The sequence below is a fragment of the Streptomyces gamaensis genome (assembly GCF_042656465.1).
GTDB lineage: Bacteria > Actinomycetota > Actinomycetes > Streptomycetales > Streptomycetaceae > Streptomyces > Streptomyces gamaensis.
Genome location: NZ_JBHSPB010000015.1, coordinates 38,527 through 58,899 on the forward strand (window position 1 = coordinate 38,527; position 20,373 = coordinate 58,899).

16 protein-coding genes are annotated in these 20,373 nt (G+C 72.1%); 7 read left to right on the forward strand and 9 right to left on the reverse strand.

Translation table 11 applies throughout. The annotated features are described in order from the left end of the window. Nucleotides 1-151: 151 nt before the first annotated feature. The gene (gene uvrB / locus ACFP1Z_RS22995) at nucleotides 152-2,305 is read right to left on the reverse strand and encodes an excinuclease ABC subunit UvrB (RefSeq protein WP_390318946.1); all 2,154 of its coding nucleotides are present in this window, start codon (nucleotides 2,303-2,305) and stop codon (nucleotides 152-154) included. A gap of 81 nt (nucleotides 2,306-2,386) precedes the next feature. Here uvrB and ACFP1Z_RS23000 point away from each other — a divergent pair, with 81 nt between their 5' ends. Further along, on the forward strand, nucleotides 2,387-3,010 hold the full coding sequence (locus ACFP1Z_RS23000; protein WP_390318948.1) for a methylated-DNA--[protein]-cysteine S-methyltransferase: 624 nt from the start codon (nucleotides 2,387-2,389) through the stop codon (nucleotides 3,008-3,010). An 83-nt stretch (nucleotides 3,011-3,093) separates the two neighbouring features. Next, nucleotides 3,094-3,378, forward strand: coding sequence for a DUF6343 family protein (locus ACFP1Z_RS23005; protein WP_390318950.1), 285 nt, complete (start codon nucleotides 3,094-3,096; stop codon nucleotides 3,376-3,378). Nucleotides 3,379-3,393: 15 nt separating this feature from the next. Here ACFP1Z_RS23005 and ACFP1Z_RS23010 read toward each other — a convergent pair whose 3' ends face one another. From ACFP1Z_RS23010 to rpsA, 4 genes are all read right to left on the reverse strand, one after another. Beyond that, nucleotides 3,394-3,771: a tetratricopeptide repeat protein gene (locus ACFP1Z_RS23010; protein WP_390318952.1), complete on the reverse strand. Its 378-nt coding sequence runs from the start codon at nucleotides 3,769-3,771 to the stop codon at nucleotides 3,394-3,396. Between the two features lie 90 nt (nucleotides 3,772-3,861). Beyond that, nucleotides 3,862-4,494 (reverse strand): dephospho-CoA kinase, encoded by a 633-nt coding sequence (gene coaE / locus ACFP1Z_RS23015; RefSeq protein WP_390318953.1) that lies wholly within the window; start codon nucleotides 4,492-4,494, stop codon nucleotides 3,862-3,864. 24 nt (nucleotides 4,495-4,518) lie between these two features. Further along, a complete protein-coding gene (locus tag ACFP1Z_RS23020; protein WP_390318955.1) occupies nucleotides 4,519-5,463 on the reverse strand; it encodes a proteasome assembly chaperone family protein in 945 nt (314 codons plus the stop codon). A gap of 167 nt (nucleotides 5,464-5,630) precedes the next feature. Next, nucleotides 5,631-7,127: a 30S ribosomal protein S1 gene (rpsA, locus tag ACFP1Z_RS23025; protein WP_390318957.1), complete on the reverse strand. Its 1,497-nt coding sequence runs from the start codon at nucleotides 7,125-7,127 to the stop codon at nucleotides 5,631-5,633. Nucleotides 7,128-7,474: 347 nt separating this feature from the next. Between rpsA and ACFP1Z_RS23030 the strand changes: the two genes are divergently transcribed. Both ACFP1Z_RS23030 and ACFP1Z_RS23035 read left to right on the forward strand, forming a co-directional pair. Beyond that, nucleotides 7,475-8,281, forward strand: coding sequence for a class I SAM-dependent methyltransferase (locus ACFP1Z_RS23030; protein WP_390318959.1), 807 nt, complete (start codon nucleotides 7,475-7,477; stop codon nucleotides 8,279-8,281). An 86-nt stretch (nucleotides 8,282-8,367) separates the two neighbouring features. Beyond that, complete coding sequence (locus tag ACFP1Z_RS23035) at nucleotides 8,368-11,376, forward strand: ATP-dependent RNA helicase (RefSeq protein WP_390318961.1); 3,009 nt, start codon at nucleotides 8,368-8,370, stop codon at nucleotides 11,374-11,376. A gap of 25 nt (nucleotides 11,377-11,401) precedes the next feature. Here ACFP1Z_RS23035 and ACFP1Z_RS23040 read toward each other — a convergent pair whose 3' ends face one another. The 4 genes from ACFP1Z_RS23040 to polA all read right to left on the reverse strand — a co-directional run bounded on the left by ACFP1Z_RS23040 (nucleotide 11,402) and on the right by polA (nucleotide 15,703). Then, nucleotides 11,402-11,596, reverse strand: coding sequence for a hypothetical protein (locus tag ACFP1Z_RS23040; RefSeq protein WP_390318963.1), 195 nt, complete (start codon nucleotides 11,594-11,596; stop codon nucleotides 11,402-11,404). Continuing rightward, complete coding sequence (gene pgfA / locus ACFP1Z_RS23045) at nucleotides 11,596-12,660, reverse strand: cell envelope lipid trafficking protein PgfA (RefSeq protein WP_390318965.1); 1,065 nt, start codon at nucleotides 12,658-12,660, stop codon at nucleotides 11,596-11,598. The genes ACFP1Z_RS23040 and pgfA overlap by 1 nt, the downstream gene beginning before the upstream one ends. Before the next feature lie 15 nt (nucleotides 12,661-12,675). After that, the gene (locus ACFP1Z_RS23050; RefSeq protein WP_390318967.1) at nucleotides 12,676-12,810 is read right to left on the reverse strand and encodes an SPW_0924 family protein; all 135 of its coding nucleotides are present in this window, start codon (nucleotides 12,808-12,810) and stop codon (nucleotides 12,676-12,678) included. 130 nt (nucleotides 12,811-12,940) lie between these two features. Further along, nucleotides 12,941-15,703 (reverse strand): DNA polymerase I, encoded by a 2,763-nt coding sequence (gene polA, locus ACFP1Z_RS23055; protein ID WP_390318969.1) that lies wholly within the window; start codon nucleotides 15,701-15,703, stop codon nucleotides 12,941-12,943. A gap of 179 nt (nucleotides 15,704-15,882) precedes the next feature. On the opposite strand from polA, the gene ACFP1Z_RS23060 reads away from it, so the two are divergent. The 3 genes from ACFP1Z_RS23060 (at nucleotide 15,883) to ACFP1Z_RS23070 (ending at nucleotide 20,352) form a co-directional block, all read left to right on the forward strand. After that, nucleotides 15,883-18,201, forward strand: a complete 2,319-nt coding sequence (locus tag ACFP1Z_RS23060) for an FdhF/YdeP family oxidoreductase (RefSeq protein WP_390318971.1) — start codon at nucleotides 15,883-15,885, stop codon at nucleotides 18,199-18,201. A gap of 110 nt (nucleotides 18,202-18,311) precedes the next feature. Continuing rightward, nucleotides 18,312-18,797 (forward strand): PaaI family thioesterase, encoded by a 486-nt coding sequence (locus tag ACFP1Z_RS23065; protein ID WP_390318973.1) that lies wholly within the window; start codon nucleotides 18,312-18,314, stop codon nucleotides 18,795-18,797. A 322-nt stretch (nucleotides 18,798-19,119) separates the two neighbouring features. Further along, nucleotides 19,120-20,352 carry a branched-chain amino acid ABC transporter substrate-binding protein gene (locus ACFP1Z_RS23070; protein WP_390318975.1) on the forward strand — a complete coding sequence of 411 codons (1,233 nt, stop codon included), beginning with the start codon at nucleotides 19,120-19,122 and terminating at the stop codon, nucleotides 20,350-20,352. Nucleotides 20,353-20,373 lie beyond the last annotated feature (21 nt).

The window sequence follows — 20,373 nt, forward strand, 5'->3', positions numbered from 1 at the left end:
GGCCACCACCCCCCGGAGACATCCACCTGACGCACGCCCACGGCCCCGGCGCGGCGCGCCCGGCCACCAACCCCGAGAAGCCCACCGCTGGCCGCGAGGCCGGCAGCCGTGTCCGGCACGGCCGCCCCCGCCCCCCGCCGGCACGCGCCCCTCAGGTCAGGCCCGCCTCCTTCATCTGCCGCAGTTCCGTCTTCAGCTCGCCCACCTCGTCGCGCAGTCGCGCCGCGACCTCGAACTGCAGCTCCGCCGCCGCGGCCCGCATCCGGTCGGTCATCTCCTCGATGAGCTCGGCGAGCTGTGCCGCGGGCCGGTCCGTCGCCTCCACCGGCTCGGCCTTGGCCTTCTTCCTGCCGCCCTTGGCACCGGCCCCGGCCTTCCCGGCCGCCGGAACCGGCGCCCTGCCCTTGGCGGCCGCGCCCTTGCCCTTGTCGGACTTGCGGTAGCCCGTGCCCAGCAGCTCCTCCGTGTCGAGCTCCTCGCGCACGATGTCGGCCACGATGTCGCCGATCTTCTTGCGCAGCGGCTGCGGATCGATACCGCGCTCCTTGTTGTACGCGATCTGCTTCTCGCGGCGGCGGTTGGTCTCCTCGATGGCCTTCTCCATGGCCGGGGTGATCTTGTCCGCGTACATATGGACCTGGCCGGAGACATTGCGCGCCGCGCGGCCGATCGTCTGGATCAGGGAGGTGCCCGAACGCAGGAAGCCCTCCTTGTCGGCATCGAGGATGGCGACCAGGGACACCTCCGGCAGGTCCAGGCCCTCGCGCAGCAGGTTGATGCCGACGAGCACGTCGAACTCGCCCGCGCGCAGCTCCCGCAGCAGCTCCACCCGCCGCAGCGTGTCGACGTCGCTGTGCAGATAGCGCACCGCGATGCCCAACTCCAGGAAGTAGTCGGTGAGATCCTCGGCCATCTTCTTCGTCAGCGTGGTGACCAGGACGCGCTCGTCACGCTCCACCCGCGTACGGATCTCGTGCACCAGGTCGTCGATCTGGCCGTCGGTGGGCTTGACGACGACCTCCGGGTCGACGAGACCGGTGGGCCGGATGATCTGCTCGACGAAGCCGTCGGAGCGCGAGAGCTCGTACGGACCGGGGGTCGCGGACAGGTAGACGGTCTGCCCGATGCGCTTCGTGAACTCCTCCCACTTCAGCGGCCTGTTGTCCAGGGCCGAGGGCAGCCGGAAGCCGTGCTCGACGAGCGTGCGCTTGCGGGAGGCGTCGCCCTCGTACATGGCGCCGATCTGCGGCACGGTCACATGCGACTCGTCGATGACGAGCAGGAAGTCCTCGGGGAAGTAGTCGAGGAGGGTGTGGGGCGGGGAGCCGGGCTCACGGCCGTCCATGTGCAGCGAGTAGTTCTCGATGCCGGAGCAGGAACCGACCTGCCGCATCATCTCGATGTCGTAGGTGGTGCGCATGCGCAGCCGCTGCGCCTCCAGCAGCTTGCCCTGCTTCTCCAGCACGGCGAGCCGCTCCTCCAGCTCCCGCTCGATCCCCGCGATCGCCCGCTCCATCCGCTCGGCTCCGGCGATGTAGTGGCTGGCGGGGAAGACGTAGAGCTCCTGGTCGTCGGAGATGACCTCGCCGGTGAGCGGGTGCAGGGTCGACAGCGCCTCGATCTCGTCGCCGAACATCTCGATACGGACGGCGAGTTCCTCGTAGACCGGGAAGATCTCGATGGTGTCGCCGCGCACCCGGAAGGTGCCGCGCGTGAAGGCCAGGTCGTTGCGCGTGTACTGGATCTCCACGAAGCGGCGCAGCAGCTGGTCGCGGTCGATCTCCTCGCCGACCTTCAGCGGCACCATGCGGTCCACGTACTCCTGCGGCGTGCCCAGGCCGTAGATGCACGACACCGAGGCGACCACGATCACGTCGCGCCGCGTCAGCAGCGAGTTCGTCGCGGAGTGACGCAGCCGCTCGACCTCCTCGTTGATCGAGGAGTCCTTCTCGATGTAGGTGTCCGACTGCGGGACGTAGGCCTCGGGCTGGTAGTAGTCGTAGTACGACACGAAGTACTCGACGGCGTTGTTCGGCAGCAGCTCGCGGAACTCGCTCGCCAGCTGGGCGGCGAGCGTCTTGTTGGGCGCCATCACGAGCGTCGGCCGCTGCAGCCGCTCGATCATCCACGCGGTGGTCGCGGACTTGCCGGTACCGGTCGCGCCGAGCAGGACGACGTCCTTCTCGCCGGCGCGGATGCGCCGCTCCAGCTCGGTGATGGCCGTCGGCTGGTCACCGCTGGGCTGGTAGGGGCTGACGACCTCGAAGGGCGCCACCTTGCGTTCGATCTGGGAAACGGGCCGCATGGGTCCACCGTACGACCACCCACTGACATCACCTCCCGACCCGGAGATCACGGTCCGTGGGAGCGGCCCTACCCTGGGCCCGTGACGGACTCTGCGACAGACGTGACGGACGTACCGGACGAGGCCGGCGCGAGGGACGACGGGCCCCGTGGAGCCGCCGGGGAGCGGCCCTGGGCCTGGACGGTGCTGCGCACCGGTGTCATCGGCCCGCTCGGCCTCGCGGCGAGCGCCGACGGCCTGCTCCAGGTCGTCTTCGGCGCCGACACCCGTACGGCCGCGACGGCCGTGGACCGGCTCGCCCGCCGCCTGGGCGGCGCCCCCTCGCCCGCCCCGTCCCCCGCGCACGACGTGCTGGCGGCCGCCTCGCAGCAGCTCACCGAGTACTTCGCCGGGGGCCGCACCGTCTTCTCCGTCCCCCTGGACTGGTCGCTGTCCTCGGGGTTCGCCCGCCGGGTGCTGCGCGAGCTGGCCGCGCACGTGCCGTACGGGACCGTCGTCGGCTACCAGCACCTCGCCGACCGCGTCGGTGAACCCGGCGCCGCCCGCGCCGTGGGCGCGGCCATGGGCGGCAATCCGCTGCCCGTCGTGGTCCCCTGCCACCGCGTCGTCGAGAGCGGCGGCGGGCTGGGCGGCTTCGGCGGCGGGCTGGAGACCAAGCGCGCCCTGCTGGCCCTGGAGGGCGTACTGCCCCAGCCGCTGTTCTGATCCAGCCCCTGTTCTTGATCCGGCCCCTGTTCCGATCCGGCCACGGCCCCGCACCGGTGGCACCCTGGAAGCAGGAGGCCACCATGCCCCTGCGGACCGGCAATGAACCGATGACCGCGCGCAGCCCGCTGCGGTTGCGGTGCGCGCTGGCCTCCTGGGGGCTGGCGTGGGCCGTGGCCGGAACCGTACTGTTCGCGCTCGCCGGACACCCGGGCTGGGCGATCGCCTGCGGGGTGCTGTTCGCCATCACCGTGGTGGATCTCGCGATGGTCGTCCGGCACATCCGGCAGGGCCCGCACTACCAGCCGGGCCGGGACATCCCGCCGTACGAGCCGGTCCGCGAGCGCCGCGGGGACCGGATGCGGTGACCGCTGCCGCGCACCTCAGCCCTGGTGATCCCTGTCCTCGAAGCGGGCCGCCGCCACATGGTCCGGGCGCGGGTCGAGGGCGGCCGCGATCCGGAAGTGGCGCAGCGCCTCGGCCGGGCGCGCGGCCCGCTCGTAGGTGCGGCCCAGCGCGAAGTGGGCGTAGGCGTTCGTCGGCTCGCGCTCCAGGACGGTCTGGAACTCCAGCTCGGCCGCCCGCAGTTGGGCGGCGGCGAAGAAGGCACGCGCGCGCAGCAGCCTGGCCGCGGTGCTCTCGGGGTGCGCGGCGATGACCGAATCGAGGAGCCGGATCGCGCCGCGCGCGTCCCGGGCCTCCAGGAGCGTCTCGGCGGCCCGGAAGTCGATGACATGGGTCTCGGGCGTCATGCGGGGCACGTCGTACCGCCTTTCCGTCGCTGCGCGGCCTCCCGGCCGCGGCACGGCCGCAGCCGTGTGATGCGGGTCGGAACGCCGACGCCCGGCGGGCTATTCCGGAGCCGGCGCCCCGTCCGTCGCGGGGCCGCGCGCGGCCCGTTCCGCCAGTTCCTCCCACACCTCGGCGACCCGCCGCTCCAGGGCGGCGAGCGGGCCGTCGTTGTCGATGACGATGTCGGCGACGGCGAGGCGTTCCTCGCGGCTCGCCTGGGCGGCCATCCGGGCGCGGGCGTCCTCGGGGGTCATGCCGCGGGCGCGTACGAGCCGGTCGAGCCGGGTGGCGGTGGTGGCGTCGACGACCACGACGAGGTCGTACAGCGGCGCGAGCCCGTTCTCCGCGAGGAGCGGCACGTCGTGGACGACGACGGCGTCCGGCGCCGCGGCCGCCTCCAGTTCGGCGGAGCGGGCGCGCACCAGCGGGTGCACGATGGCGTTGAGGGCGGCGAGGCGGGCGGGGTCGGCGAAGACGATGCCGCCGAGCCGGGGCCGGTCCAGGGAGCCCTCGGGGGTGAGGACCTCGGGGCCGAACTCGGCGACGACGGCGGCCAGTCCGGGGGTGCCGGGCTCGACCACCTCGCGCGCGATCCTGTCGGAGTCCACGATCACCGCGCCGTGGGACGCGAGGAGCCGTGACACCTCGCTCTTGCCGGCACCGATTCCGCCCGTGAGGCCCACTCTCAGCATGGGCCCACGGTATCGGCCGCCCCGTCAGTGCCCGCCCTCGCCCTCCCGGTCGGCGAGGAAGCGCTCGAACTCGGCGCCGAGTTCATCTGCGGAGGGCAGCTGGGCCGGCTCGGCGACGAGGTTGCCCCGGGTCTCGGCCCCGGCCACCGCGTCGTACTGGTGCTCAAGTCCCCTGACGAGCGAGACGAGTTCCTCGTCGCCCTCGGCGATCTGCCGCTCGATCTCCTCCTGGGTGCGCAGGGCCTCGGTGCGCAGCGCGTGCGCGGCGGTCGGCAGGACGAGCCCGGTGGCGGCGGTGAGGGCCTCCAGGGCGACGAGGGCGGCGTCCGGGTAGGGGGAGCGTGCCACGTAGTGCGGGACGTGCGCGGCGATGCCCAGCACGTCGTGCCCGGCCTCCGCGAGCCGGAATTCGACCAGGGCCTCGGCGCTGCCGGGGACCTGGGCCTCGTCGAAGACACCGCGGTGGCCCGGGGTGAGGTCGGTGCGGTTGCCGTGCGGGGTGAGGCCGACGGGGCGGGTGTGCGGGACGCCCATGGGGATGCCGTGGAAGTTGACGGACAGCCGCACCTTCAGCCGCTCCGCCAACTGCCGCACGGCGGCGGCGAATCGCTCCCACTCCACATCCGGCTCGGGTCCGGACAGCAGCAGGAAGGGCGCGCCCGTCGCGTCCTGCACGAGCCGCAGCTCGATGGCCGGGGTCTCGTACGCGCTCCAGCGGTCCTTGCGGAACGTCAGCAGGGGGCGGCGGGCCCGGTAGTCGATGAGCCGGTCGTGGTCGAAGCGGGCCACCACCTGGTGGGGCAGGGTGTCCAGGAGCTTCGCGACGATCTGGTCACCGGTCTCCCCCGCGTCGATGTAGCCCTCGAAGTGGTAGAGCATCACCAGGCCCGCGGTGTCCTGGGCCAGGGCCAGGTCGGCCACGGCGAGCCCCTGCGGCTCCCATTCGTACAAACCCTGCGGATCCAACACAGTGACCGTTCCTCCTCGTGTTCCGTACGGGAGAACGTCCGTTGCCGCCCCGGCCATTCCCGTACCGGCGCGCGGGGCGGGAAGCGCGCCGGACATGAGCGAGGCCCGCCCCCTCGATGAGGGGACGGGCCTCGCGTCAGTCAGCTGTCAGCTGTCGGGGCAGAGCGTCAGCTCTGGCCGCCGGCCAGCTTCTCGCGGAGGGCGGCGAGCGCCTCGTCCGACGCCAGGGCGCCGGAGTTGTCGGCCGACTCCGAGGAGTACGAACCGCCGCCGGCCTGGCCGGCCTGCGGGGCGGCCTGACCGGCCTCGGCCGCGGCCTCGGCGTCCGCCTCGCGGGACTTGATGACCTGCTGCTGGTGCTGCTCGAAGCGGGACTGCGCCTCGGCGTACTGGCGCTCCCACTCCTCGCGCTGCTTCTCGTAGCCCGGCAGCCAGTCGTTGGCCTCGGGGTCGAAGCCCTCGGGGTAGATGTAGTTGCCCTGGTCGTCGTAGGACGCGGCCATGCCGTACAGGGTCGGGTCGAACTCGACGGCCGACGGGTCGGCGCCGAAGGACTCGTTGGCCTGCTTCAGCGAGAGGCTGATGCGGCGGCGCTCCAGGTCGATGTCGATGACCTTGACGAAGATCTCGTCGTTGACCTGGACGACCTGCTCCGGGATCTCCACGTGGCGCTCGGCCAGCTCGGAGATGTGGACCAGACCCTCGATGCCCTCGTCGACGCGGACGAACGCACCGAACGGCACCAGCTTGGTGACCTTGCCCGGAACGACCTGGCCGATCTGGTGGGTGCGGGCGAACTGCTGCCACGGGTCTTCCTGGGTCGCCTTGAGCGACAGGGAGACGCGCTCGCGGTCCATGTCGACGTCCAGGACCTCGACCGTGACCTCCTGGCCGACCTCGACGACCTCGGAGGGGTGGTCGATGTGCTTCCAGGACAGCTCGGAGACGTGGACGAGACCGTCGACGCCGCCCAGGTCCACGAAGGCACCGAAGTTGACGATGGAGGAGACGACGCCGGAGCGCACCTGGCCCTTCTGCAGGGTGGTGAGGAAGGTCTGGCGGACCTCGCTCTGGGTCTGCTCCAGCCAGGCACGGCGGGACAGGACCACGTTGTTGCGGTTCTTGTCCAGCTCGATGATCTTGGCTTCGAGCTCCTTGCCCACGTAGGGCTGCAGGTCGCGGACGCGGCGCATCTCGACCAGGGAGGCCGGCAGGAAGCCACGGAGGCCGATGTCGAGGATGAGACCACCCTTGACGACCTCGATGACGGTACCGGTGACGATGCCGTCCTCTTCCTTGATCTTCTCGATGGTGCCCCAGGCACGCTCGTACTGGGCGCGCTTCTTCGAGAGGATCAGGCGGCCTTCCTTGTCCTCCTTCTGGAGAACAAGGGCCTCGATCTCGTCGCCGACCTTGACGACCTCGTTCGGGTCGACGTCGTGCTTGATCGAGAGCTCGCGGGAGGGGATGACACCCTCGGTCTTGTAACCGATGTCGAGCAGGACCTCGTCCCGGTCGACCTTCACGATGACGCCGTCGACGATGTCGCCGTCGTTGAAGTACTTGATCGTCTCGTCGATCGCGGCGAGGAAGGCTTCCTCGTTACCGATGTCGTTGACCGCAACCTGAGGGGTGGTGGCGGTGGTCTCGGTGCTGCTCGTCATGTGGGAAAGGGCTCCGGTACGGACATTGAAGTCGTAGGTACTGCTACGCCGAGAGCCCGTATCGCACTGCCGAAGCCGGACAGCCTTGGAGACACCCGGGGGCGCCTCGACAACCGAGGGGACATACAACAGGTGCGAGCGCGGCCTGCTCCGTCTGAGGCGCGCAGGCCCGCAGCGCAACTTGTAGCATACGGGGGCAGCCGGGCACGGTCAATGCGCGAAGGCGCACACCCGGGACGAAACCGTCCATACACGGCTCAACCACTGAACCTGCCGGACCTGCCGGACCCCGCAGACCCGGACCCTGTAGACAACGAAACACTACTGCCGAGGGCACGACCGCCGAGATGATCCAAGAGTACGAGCCGGAAGCGACCCGCCGCGCCACGGGCGAAGCCGAGAGCAGCCGCGCCAGCCGCGGCTGGTGGGACCGCAACGCGGACGAGTACCAGAGCGAGCACGGCGCCTTCCTCGGCGACGACCGCTTCGTCTGGGGCCCGGAGGGACTGGACGAGGCCGAGGCCCGCCTCCTCGGCCCGGCCCCGGCGCTCGCCGGCCGCGACGTACTGGAGATCGGCGCGGGCGCCGCGCAGTGCTCCCGCTGGCTGGCCGCCCAGGGCGCCCGGCCCGTGGCCCTCGACGTCTCGCACCGCCAGCTGCAGCACGCGCTGCGCATCGGCGCGGACTTCCCCCTGGTACAGGCCGACGCGGGCGCCCTGCCCTTCGCCGACGGCTCCTTCGACCTGGCCTGCTCCGCCTACGGGGCCGTGCCCTTCGTCGCCGACCCGGTGCGGGTGATGCGCGAGGTACGCCGGGTACTGCGGCCGGGCGGCCGCTGGGTCTTCTCCGTCACCCACCCCATCCGCTGGGCCCTGCCCGACGAGCCGGGCCCGGAAGGCCTGACCGTGGCCGCCTCCTACTTCGACCGCACCCCTTACGTGGAGCAGGACGAGCACGGCCGGGCCGTCTACGTCGAGCACCACCGCACGCTCGGCGACCGGGTGCGCGACGTGGTCACGGCGGGCTTCCGCCTGGTCGACCTCGTCGAACCGGAGTGGCCGCAGTGGAACCGGCAGGAGTGGGGCGGCTGGTCCCCGCTGCGCGGCCGGCTCATCCCCGGCACGGCGATCTTCGTGTGCGAACGGGACCACTGAGGCGAGCCGCACGACGCGGGCAGCGACCCGATCCGTAGGCGACCCGGATTGCGCCCGCCGGGCTTGCTGCGGCGACACTGGCCCGTGTGATCCGCACCGACGCCCTCGACCGGCTGCCCGTACGGGCCGTACTGCCCGCGCTGACCCGCGCCCTGGACGGGCACGGCACGGCGGTGCTGTGCGCGCCGCCCGGCACCGGCAAGACCACCCTCGTCCCCCTCGCCCTCGCCGGCCTCCTCACCGGCGGCCCCGCCCACCGCGTCCTGGTCGCCGAACCACGCCGGATCGCGGCACGGGCGGCGGCACGGCGCATGGCCTGGCTGCTGGGCGAGGACGTCGGCGACCGCGTCGGCTTCACCGTGCGCGGGGAACGGCGGGCCGGCCCCCGGACGGCCGTGGAAGTCGTCACCACCGGTGTCCTGCTGCAACGGCTGCAACGCGACCCCGAACTGGCCGGCGTCGGCACGGTCGTCCTCGACGAGTGCCACGAGCGGCACCTGGACGCCGACACCGCCGCCGCGTTCCTGCTGGACGTACGCGCCGCACTGCGCCCCGAACTGCGGCTGCTCGCCGCCTCCGCGACCACCGACGCGCAGGGCTGGGCGCGATTGCTCGGCGGCGCGCCCGTGGTGGAGGCCGAAGGGGTCTCGCACCCCGTCCAGGTGGTGTGGGCGCCCCCGGAACGGCCGGTGCGGCCGCCGCACGGGATGCGCGTGGACCCGGCCCTGCTCGCCCACGTCGCCAGGGTGGTGCGGCGGGCCCTGCGGGAACGGCAGGGGGACGTGCTGTGCTTCCTGCCCGGCGTCGGGGAGATCGCCCGGGTCGCCGGACTGCTGGGCGGGGAGAAGGAGTTGGGCGCCCAGGTACTGCAAGTGCACGGCCGCGCCCCGGCGGCCGTGCAGGACGCGGCGCTCTCGGGCGCCACGGGTGGTACGGGCGCTACGGGAGGGCGGCGGGTGGTCCTGGCGACGTCCGTCGCCGAGTCGAGCCTGACCGTGCCCGGCGTACGGACCGTGGTGGACGCGGGCCTGGCCCGCGAGCCGCGCACCGACCACGCGCGCGGGCTGAGCGCGCTGACCACCGTACGGGCCTCCCTGGCGACGGGCCGCCAGCGCGCGGGCCGTGCCGGACGTGAGGCGCCCGGCACGGTGTACCGCTGCTGGGCGGAGGCCGACGAGGCACGGCTGCCCCGCTTCCCGGCGGCCGAGATCACGGTCGCCGACCTGACCGCCTTCGCACTCCAGGCCGCCTGCTGGGGCGACCCGGACGCCTCCGGCCTGGCCCTGCTGGACGGGCCGCCGTCCGGGGCGATGGCCGCGGCACGCGACACCCTGAGCGCCATCGGCGCGGTCGACACGACGGGCCGCGCCACGGACCGGGGCCGCCGCATGACCCGCCTGGGCCTCCACCCCCGCCTGGCCCGCGCCCTCCTGGACAGCACCCCCGAACTCGGCGCCCGCCGCGCCGCCGAAGTGGTGGCCCTGCTGAGCGAGGAACCGCCGCGCGAGTACGGCGACGACCTGGCAGCGGCCTGGCGCACGGCCCGGCGCGGCAGCGACCCGTACGCGGCCCGCTGGCGCGCGGAAGCACGACGACTGGAGTCAGCGGTGCGTGCGGGGGCACGCGATGCCGGGGACACCGACGCACCGGTAACGCAGGGGCACGGCCCACTGCCGGCCGCGGACGGCGCCGGCCCGGGGCCGGGTGGATATGAGCAGGCGACACGCGCGATGAACAACGGCCGATCGGGCGGGAGTTCGGAGACAGTGCGGGACGCCGCCGGCGCGGGGGCGTGTGCAGATGGCAACGAACCGGCGGCCCCGGACCGGCAACGGCCGACAGCAGACAGGGACGACAGCGGCCCGGAGAGCGCGAGTTCGACCACAGCGCCGGACGCCACCGGCACGGAAGCCTGCGCGGACGGCGGCGAACCGGCGGTCCCAGGTCGGCGCCAGCCAGCAGCGGACACGGCCGGCAGCAGCCCGGGCGGCGGGAGTTCGGGCACCGCGCGGGACGCCGCCGGCGCGAAGGCGCGTACCGGCGTGGCGGCCGGCGGGCGGGTGGACGGGCGCGGGGCCGCCCCGGGCGGTGGTGCGTCGCAGGTTGCCCCTGCCGACGACGCCGTCGTCGGTCTCGTCGCCGCGCTCGCCTTTCCCGAGCGCGTCGCGCGGCGCCGGGGTGAGGGCGTGTACCTCATGGCCTCGGGGACGGGGGCGGAGCTCGGGGGCGCTTCGCGGCTGCGTAGTGCCGAGTGGCTCGCGGTCGCGGTCGCGGACCGGCCTGTCGCGGCGGCCTCGGCGCGGGTGCGGCTGGGGGCGGTGATCGACGAGGACACCGCGCGGGCCGCCGCCGGGGCGCTGTACACCTCCGGCGAGGAGATCGCCTGGTCCGAGGAGCGCCGCGACGTGGTGGCCCGCGAGACCGAGCGGCTCGGCGCGGTCGAGCTGGCCGCCCGGCCGCTGCCCTCACCCGATCCGGGGCTGGTGCGGGCCGCGCTGTGCGAGGGGCTGCGCCGTGAGGGGACCGGCCTGCTGCGCTGGACGCCCGAGGCCGTCGCCCTGCGGCAGCGGCTGGCGTTCCTGCGCCGTGAACTGGGCGACCCGTGGCCGGAGACGGACGACGCGGCCCTGCTGGCACGCCTGGACGACTGGCTCGGCTGGGAGCTCGAAGGCGCCCGCAGGCGCGCCGACCTGGAGCGGCTGGACGCCGGGAAGGCACTGGAACGGCTGCTGCCGTGGGCGACCGGCGACGCGGCCCGCCTGGACGAGCTGGCGCCGGAGCGCATCGAGGTGCCGAGCGGTTCGCGGATCCGCGTGGACTACGGCGGCGGGCAGCCCGTCCTGGCCGTGAAACTGCAGGAGCTTTTCGGACTGCGGGAGACGCCCCGTATCGCGGGCGGGCGGGTGCCCGTCCTGGTGCATCTGCTGTCCCCGGCGGGCCGCCCCGCGGCGGTGACCGCCGACCTGGCGTCGTTCTGGGGCGAGGGCTACCGGGCCGTACGGGCCGAACTGCGCGGCCGCTACCCGCGCCACCCCTGGCCCGAGGACCCCACCACGGCCACCCCGACACGCCGTACCAACGCCCGCCGCCAGTAGGGGCGTTGGTACGGTGTGCCCGCCGTCAGGGGAGGTAGCGTTCGATCGCCGCCGCGCCCTTCTCCTCGATGAGCCGCTTGGCGCGCTCCAGCCGCTCGGGGGTGATGTCGTGTCCGGACGCCATGACCAGGTCCTCGGGGTCGAACGGCCGCTCACCGCCGGTGAACAGCCGCTCCCGCGCGGACGGGACGGACTTCTCCTCGGGGTTCGTCTCCTCCATCACGGCGAGCCTCCTTCTGTCGGTGTGGCCCCCTGCCCCGGGGCCGCCGTTCGGGTGTCCCTCCATCCTGTGCCATGTCCCCCGTCCGCGCACGACGATCTCCCCTCGGGGACCGCCGGGACCGTACGGGGGCGGCGTGACCTGGCCTCCAGGTACAGGGACAGCGCGAGCAGCACGACCGCCAGGCCCGCGCAACTCCACGGCAGCACGGTGGTGAGCAGCAGGACGAGGTCGCGCTGCGAGGAGACGAGGGCGACGGTCGCCTCGACGTAGTCGGGGCGCATGCGTACGTGCCCGGCGAACGCGGTGACGGGTTTCTTCTCGGGGTGCCCGGTCCAGCGCAGTTCCTCCCGGTGCTCCTCCTCGCCGTTGACGGGCGCGCCGGTGACGGGGTCGACCCAGAACATGCGCTTGGTGGTGTACCAGCGTTCCAGGCCGAGTTGCCGGACGGTCTCGGGGGTGACCCCGAGCGGCAGGGTGCGGGGCACGGGGACCTCGGTCCAGGGGACGGTCTGCTCGAAGTAGTAGACGTCCAGGCCGTGGAAGGTGCGGGTGCCCCGGTAGTGGATGGGGGCGGAGGTGCGGGTCTGCATGTCGAAGTAGCGGTAGTCGCGTTTCTCGACGAGGAAGGGCCACTTGTACTCGATGCCGTCGCGGCGCACGGGGGTGCCGTCGACGTGCTCGCCGCCGGCGTGCACGGGTTCCTGGCTGTGGGCGTCGAAGACGTAGCGTTCGGGGATCTTCGAGACGAGTTGTCCGTCGGGTCCGGCGACGTAGGTGAGGGTGTCCCAGACGACGGCGTCACGGCCGGTGGCGTCCTTGACCTCGCGGGCCGCCTCCGCATTGCCCTTGAGGGTCTGGACCATGGTGACGCGGGGGACGGTGCGGGGTTCGAGACGGGCGTAGTCGACGAGGGTGGCGTTCTCCGCCTCCAGGACGACGGCCTGGTAGCGGCCTGCGGGCACCTTGGCCAGCCGGGGGAAGGCGTACCAGCGCAGCAGGGGGGCGAGGGCGCCGAGGAAGACGGCGGCGGCGAGGAGGACGAGGCTCGCGGTACGGCGCATCGCGGCGGCCCCGTCTCACGGGTGGGCGGGCGGCGAGGTCAGCAGGGGCTTCGGGGATGTGCCGCCGGAGGGCGGTCCTAGGGCGGTGACGGTGAGCACGAGGGCGAGGGCGGCGGCCAGTCCGGCGGCCGCGGCGGCCAGTGCGCGCATGCTCGGCCTCCCATGAGCCGACAGGGCTTCGGATCGGGGGCACCGTAGCAACACGGGGCACGGATGAGAACACACAAGTGCCGCCCCCGCTCCCCCCGTTGGGGGCGGGGACGGCACTCGCCCGCATACGTCAGTGCGCCGCCGACTCCCAGTCGCCGCCCACACCGACCGAGACGTCCATCGGTACGCGCAGCGACACCGCGCCGCTCATCTCGCGCCGCACCAGCTCCTCGACGCGCTCCCGCTCGCCCGGCGCGATCTCCAGCACGATCTCGTCGTGGACCTGGAGCAGCATCCGGGAGGTGAGCTTCTCGGCCTCCAGGGCCTGCGCCACCCGCAGCATCGCGATCTTGACGATGTCGGCGGCCGTGCCCTGGATCGGGGCGTTGAGCGCCATCCGCTCGGCCATCTCGCGGCGCAGCCGGTTGTCGCTGTTGAGGTCGGGCAGATAGCGGCGGCGGCCGAGAATGGTCTCGGTGTAGCCGGTGGCGCGGGCCTCCTCGACGACGCGCTGGAGGTAGTCGCGCACGCCGCCGAACCGCTCGAAGAAGGTGTCCATCAGCCTGCGCGCCTCGTCGGGCATGATGCTCAGCTGCTGGGACAGGCCGAAGGCCGACAGCCCGTAGGCCAGCCCGTACGACATCGCCTTGATCTTCCGGCGCATCTCCGGGTCGACCTCGGCCCGCTCCACGCCGAACACCTGGGAGGCGACGGTGGTGTGCAGGTCCTCACCGGAGGCGAAGGCCGCGATCAGGCCCTCGTCCTCGGACAGGTGGGCCATCACCCGCAGTTCGATCTGGCTGTAGTCGGCCGTCATCAGCGACTCGTAGCCCTCGCCGACGACGAAGCCGCGCCGGATGGCCCGGCCCTCGTCGGTACGCACCGGGATGTTCTGCAGGTTGGGGTCGGTGGAGGAGAGCCGGCCGGTGGCGGCGACCGTCTGGTTGAAGGTGGTGTGGATACGGTCGCGCGGGCCGATCGCCTTGATCAGGCCCTCGACCGTGGAACGCAGCTTGGACTGCTCCCGGTGCCGCAGCATGATCACCGGGAGTTCGTTGTCGGTCTGCGTGGCCAGCCAGGCCAGCGCGTCGGCGTCGGTGGTGTAACCGGTCTTGGTCTTCTTCGTCCTCGGCAGGCCGAGTTCACCGAAGAGGACCTCCTGCAGCTGCTTGGGCGAGCCGAGGTTGAACTCGTGGCCGGCCGCCGCGTGCGCCTCCCGCACGGCCTGCTGCACGGCGGCCGCGAACTGCTGCTCCATGCGCTCCAGCCGGCCGCGGTCGGCGGCGATGCCCGCCCGCTCCATCCGGGCCAGGACGGCGCTGGTGGGCAGCTCGACCTCGGTCAGCAGCTCGGCGGCGCCCACCTCGGCCAGCCGGCCGGCGAAGGCGGCGCCCAGGTCGAGGACGGTACGGGCGCGGCCCATCAGGGCGTCGGCCTCGGCCTGCTCGTCGGCGCCGAAGGCGAGCTGTCCGTCCCCCTGGGCCGCCGTGGCCAGTTCACGGCCCAGGTACTCCACCGACAGCGCGTCGAGCGCGAAGGAGCGGCGGCCGGGCTTGACCAGATAGGCGGCCAGAGCGGTGTCCATGGTGACGCCCTCGATGACCCAGCCGTACTCGGCGAAGGCACGCATGGCGGCCTTCGCGTCGTGCAGCGTCTTGGGCCGCTCCGGATCCGCGCTCCACTCGCCCAGCGCCCTCTCGTCGGCCGGGTCGAGGTCGGCCGGGTCGAACCAGACGGCCGGGCCGTCCCCGCCGGCCAGCGCGATCTCGGCGACCCGGCCGGCGCCCTGGGTCCAGGTGTCGACGACGGCCACGCCCAGCGGGGACGAGCCGTGCTCGGCGAGCCACGGCGCGAGCTGCCCGGCGGCCAGCACGCTGCCGTCGACCTCCGCGCCCGCCTCAGGGGCCTGCTCCTGCTCCTGCTCACCGCCGGGGTCGGCGGCCAGCAGCCGGTCCCGCAGCCCCTGGTTGCGGATCTCCAGACCCTCCAGGAACGCGATCAGCGCCGTACGGTCGTAGGGCTCGCGCACCAGCCCGCCCGGGTCCGTGGGCAGCTCCACGTCCCGCACCATCTCGGTGAGGCGACGGTTCAGCTTGACGGACTCCAGGTGATCGCGCAGGTTCTGCCCGGCCTTGCCCTTGACCTCCTCGACCCGCTCGACGAGCTCGGCGAACGAACCGAACTGGTTGATCCACTTCGCGGCGGTCTTCTCACCCACCCCGGGGATGCCCGGCAGGTTGTCCGACGGGTCACCGCGCAGGGCCGCGAAGTCGGGGTACTGCGCCGGGGAGAGCCCGTACTTCTCCTGGACCTTCTCCGGGGTGAAACGGGTCAGCTCGGAGACACCCTTGGTCGGATACAGCACCGTGGTGTGCTCGGTGACCAGCTGGAAGGAGTCACGGTCACCGGTGACGATGGCGACCTCGTACCCCTCCGCCTCGGCCCGCGTGGCCAGCGTGGCGATGATGTCGTCCGCCTCGAAACCGTCGAGGGCGAAACGCGGCACCTTCATCGCGTCCAGCAGCTCACCGATCAGCTCGACCTGGCCCTTGAACTCGTCGGGCGTCTTCGACCGGTTCGCCTTGTAGTCGGGGAACTCCTGCGAGCGCCACGTCTTGCGGGAGACGTCGAAGGCCACCGCGAAATGCGTGGGCGCCTCGTCGCGCAGCGTGTTCGCCAGCATCGACGCGAAGCCGTACACCGCGTTCGTCGGCTGACCCGCCACCGTCGTGAAATTCTCCGCGGGCAGCGCGAAGAACGCCCGGTAGGCCATGGAGTGCCCGTCCATCAACAGCAGACGGGGCCGGCCGCCCTCCTCGCCGGGGCGGGACGCGCTCGCCGGCGCGCCGGTCGTCGGGGTCTTCGCTGGGTTCTTCGATGCTTGTGCTGCCACGCCCCCGATCCTGCCACGGCCCACCGACAATCCCGCCACGAGCGACCCGGGCGAGCGCACCGTCCGACGCGACCGCGCGACTGTCACAGGGGCGTGACAGGATCAGCACGTACGGCACTTCGCGGCCGGGCCCAGGCGCCCGTAACCGCGCACCCAGCGACCGCTCAAGGGGGAGCACGATGGCAGGCAAGCCGCCGACCAGCGATCCGGTCCAGGACGCACCCGAGGTCAGCACCCCACGGCACGCCGCGGCCGGACTGCCCGCCGTCGGCCACTCCCTGCGCATCGCCCAGCAGCAGATGGGCGTGCGGCGCACCGCGCTCACCCTCCTCAAGGTCAACCAGAAGGACGGCTTCGACTGCCCGGGCTGTGCCTGGCCCGAACCGGACAAGCGGCACGCGGCCGAATTCTGCGAGAACGGCGCCAAGGCCGTCGCCGAGGAAGCCACCCTGCGCCGCGTGACGCCCGCCTTCTTCGCCGCGCACCCTGTCGCCGACCTCTTCGGCCGCAGCGGCTACTGGCTCGGCCAGCAGGGCCGGCTCACCCAGCCCATGTATCTCGCCGAGGGCGCCGAGAACTACCAACCCGTCTCCTGGGAACGGGCCTTCGACATCATCGCGGAGGAACTGGCCGCCCTCGGCTCCCCCGACGAGGCCGTCTTCTACACCTCGGGCCGCACCAGCAACGAAGCCGCCTTCCTCTTCCAACTGTTCGCCCGCGAATTCGGCACCAACAACCTGCCGGACTGCTCCAACATGTGCCACGAGTCCTCCGGCTCGGCACTCAGCGACACCATCGGCATCGGCAAGGGCAGCGTCCTGCTGGAGGACCTGTACAAGGCCGACCTGATCATCGTCGCCGGACAGAACCCGGGCACCAACCACCCCCGCATGCTCAGCGCCCTGGAAAAGGCCAAGGCCGGCGGCGCCCGCATCATCACCGTCAACCCCCTGCCCGAAGCGGGCATGGAACGCTTCAAGAACCCGCAGACCCCCCGCGGCCTCGCCGCCGGCGGCACCCCCCTGACCGACCTGTTCCTCCAGATCCGCCTCGGCGGCGACCAGGCCCTCTTCCGCCTCCTCAACAAACTCGTCCTCCAGACCGACGGCGCCGTCGACACCGCCTTCGTCCGCGAACACACCCACGGCTTCGAGGAGTTCACCGCGGCCGCCCACACCGCCGACTGGGAAGAGACACTGCGCGCCACCGGACTGCGCCGCGAGGACATCGAACGCGCCCTGCGCATGATCCTGGAGTCGAAACGCACCGTCGTGTGCTGGGCCATGGGCCTCACCCAGCACAAACACGCCGTACCCACCATCAAGGAAGTCGTCAACTTCCTCCTCCTGCGCGGCAATATCGGCCGGCCCGGCGCCGGCGTGTGCCCGGTGCGCGGCCACAGCAATGTCCAGGGCGACCGCACCATGGGCATCTTCGAACGCCCCTCGGCCGCCTTCCTCGACGCCCTGGAGAAAGAGTTCGGCTTCACCCCGCCCCGCGAACACGGCCTGGACGTCGTCCGCGCCATCCGCGCCCTGCGCGACGGCAAGGCCAAAGTGTTCTTCGCGATGGGCGGCAACTTCGTCTCCGCCACACCCGACACCGACGTCACCGAAGCCGCCGTACGCCGCGCCCGCCTGACCGTCCACGTGTCGACCAAGCTCAACCGCTCGCACGTCATCACCGGCGCCCGCGCCCTGATCCTGCCCACCCTCGGCCGCACCGAACGCGACCGGCAGTCCGGCGGCGACCAGTTCGTGACCGTCGAGGACTCCATGGGCATGGTCCACGCCTCACGCGGCCGCCTGGAACCCGCGAGCCGCGCACTCCTGTCGGAACCCGCGATCGTCTGCCGCCTCGCCCGCCGCGTACTGGGCGACAAGAGCACCACACCCTGGGCGGAATTCGAGCGCGACTACGCGACGATCCGCGACCGCATCGCACGCGTCGTCCCCGGCTTCGAGGACTTCAACTCCCGCGTCGCGAAACCCGGCGGCTTCACCCTGCCGCACGCCCCGCGCGACGAACGCCGCTTCCCCACCGCCACCGGCAAGGCCAACTTCAGCGCGGACCCGGTGGAGTTCCCCCACGCCCCCGAAGGCCGGCTGCTGCTGCAGACCCTGCGCTCCCACGACCAGTACAACACCACCATCTACGGACTCGACGACCGCTACCGCGGCATCAAGAACGGCCGCCGCGTCGTCCTCGTCCACCCCGAGGACGCGGCCGCGCTCGGCCTCGCCGACGGCACCTACACCGACCTCGTCAGCGAATGGACCGACGGCAGCGAACGGCGCGCACCGGGCTTCCGCGTCGTGCACTACCCGACCGCGCGCGGCTGCGCCGCCGCCTACTACCCCGAGACCAACGTGCTCGTCCCCCTCGACCACACCGCCGACACCAGCAACACCCCGGCCAGCAAGTCCCTCGTCATCCGGCTCGAATCAGCACGAAACACCGCACACACCCCGGCGGAAGCCACCACCGACCACCGATAACCGCCCCTGGCGGGCCGCCCGCACGGCCCGCCTGATAGGACGGTCCCGGCAAGCGCGCCCACCGCACCGCTGTGGCGCGCCCGGCACCACAGCGATCGGAGCAGCACGGCATGGGCGAGCGCATGCGGACCGTCTTCCCGCAAGAGGTCCTGGACCAGTGGACCGCGAGCGGGCTCGACATGACCCGGCTGTTCTCCGCCGGACACCTCGGCCAACGCATGGGCCTCACCGTCACCGAGGCCGCCCCCGAACGCGTCGTCGGCACCATGCCCGTCGAGGGCAACACCCAGCCCTACGGACTGCTGCACGGCGGCGCCTCCGCCGTACTGGCCGAAACCCTCGGCTCCGTCGGCGCGATGCTCCACGCCGGCCCCCAGGGCATCGCCGTCGGCGTCGACCTCAACTGCACCCACCACCGGGGCATACGCTCCGGCCTGGTCACCGGCGTCGCCACCCCCGTACACCGGGGACGCACCAGCGCCACCTACGAGATCGCCGTCACCGACGAGCACGGCAGGCGCGTGTGCTCCGCACGCCTCACCTGCGTCATCCGCCCGGCGGACACCGTCCCGGGCACACCGCACACCAACGCCTGAACCCCCACCGGCCGACGAGGCATTCCGGGGCTCTCGCGCTTGCCGGACGCCCGGTACGACCCCACACCAGGAGCCGTACCGGGCACCCCAACTCCCCCACACGCCAGTCCCGTTACCGCCCCCGACCCGGGGCATAACAAGAACGTCACATCCTGGACTGCACCACTGCCCCGCACCGCCCCGCCCCCTTAAAGTCACGGCCATTCACGGCCTCGCCGGGCGGTTCGCACCCTGACGTCCCACCCCGTCCGCCTTGCCCGGCGCCACACCCGCGCACCACGGCAACGCCGCACCGGCCCACGCGCCAGGGAAAGGACTCACCGTGCGCCACCGTTCCCTCATCGCCCTCACCGCGGCCCTGACCACCACAGCCCTCACCCTCACCGCATGCGGGTCACGCGACAAGGGCGGCGGCGGAGACGGCGGCGAGAAGAACACCACCGTCGTCATCGGCGTCGACGCCCCCCTCACCGGCTCGCTCTCCGCCCTCGGCCAGGGCATCAAGAACTCCGTCGACCTCGCCGTACGCACCGCCAACGACACCCACGAAGTCAAAGGCATCACCTTCAAAGCCGAACCGCTCGACGACCAGGCCTCCCCCAACTGGGGTCAGCAGAACGCCGCCAAACTCGTCGCCGACAGCTCCGTCCTCGGCGTCGTCGGCCCCCTCAACTCCGGCGTCTCACAATCCATGCAGGGCATCTTCGACAAGGCCGGCCTCACCCAGGTCTCCCCCGCCAACACCAGCCCCGAACTCAGCCAGGGCGACAACTGGGCCACCGGCCAGAAAAAGCGGCCCTTCAAGACCTACTTCCGCACCGCCACCACCGACATCATCCAAGGCCGCTTCGGCGCCCAATACCTCTACAACGACGCCAAGAAACGCAAGGTCTTCGTCGTCGACGACAAGCAGACCTACGGCGTCGGCCTCGCCACCCTCGCCGCCCAGGAGTTCAAACGACTCGGCGGCCAGATCGTCGGCACCGACCACCTCACCGTCAAGGAGACCGACTTCTCCGGCATCGCCAACAAAATCAAGAACTCAGGAGCCGACTCCGTCTATTACGGCGGCCAGTACCCCGAAGGCGGACTCCTCTCCGGCCAGACCAAGAAAGCCGGGGCCCACATCCCCCAGATGGGCGGCGACGGCCTCTACGACCCCGCCTACATCCAAGCGGGCGGCGAAGGAGCCGACGGCGACCTCGCCACCTCCGTCGGCTACCCCGTCGACCAGCTCCCCTCCGCCAAGACCTTCGTCAAGAACTACCAGGCCGCAGGCTACAAAGACCCCTACGCGGCCTACGGCGGCTACTCCTACGACGGCGCCTGGGCCATCGTCCAAGCCGTCAAGAAGACCATCGAGGACAACGGCGGCAAACTCCCCGCCAACCCCCGCGCCAAAATCACCGAAGCCATGGGCAAAGTGAGCTTCGACGGAGTCACCGGACACGTCTCCTTCGACCAGTACGGCGACACCACCAACAAACAACTCACCGTCTACCAGGTCGACAAGGGCAACTGGAAGTCCGTCAAGAGCGCCACATTCGAGGAGTGACCCGGTCCCGTCACACCGCAA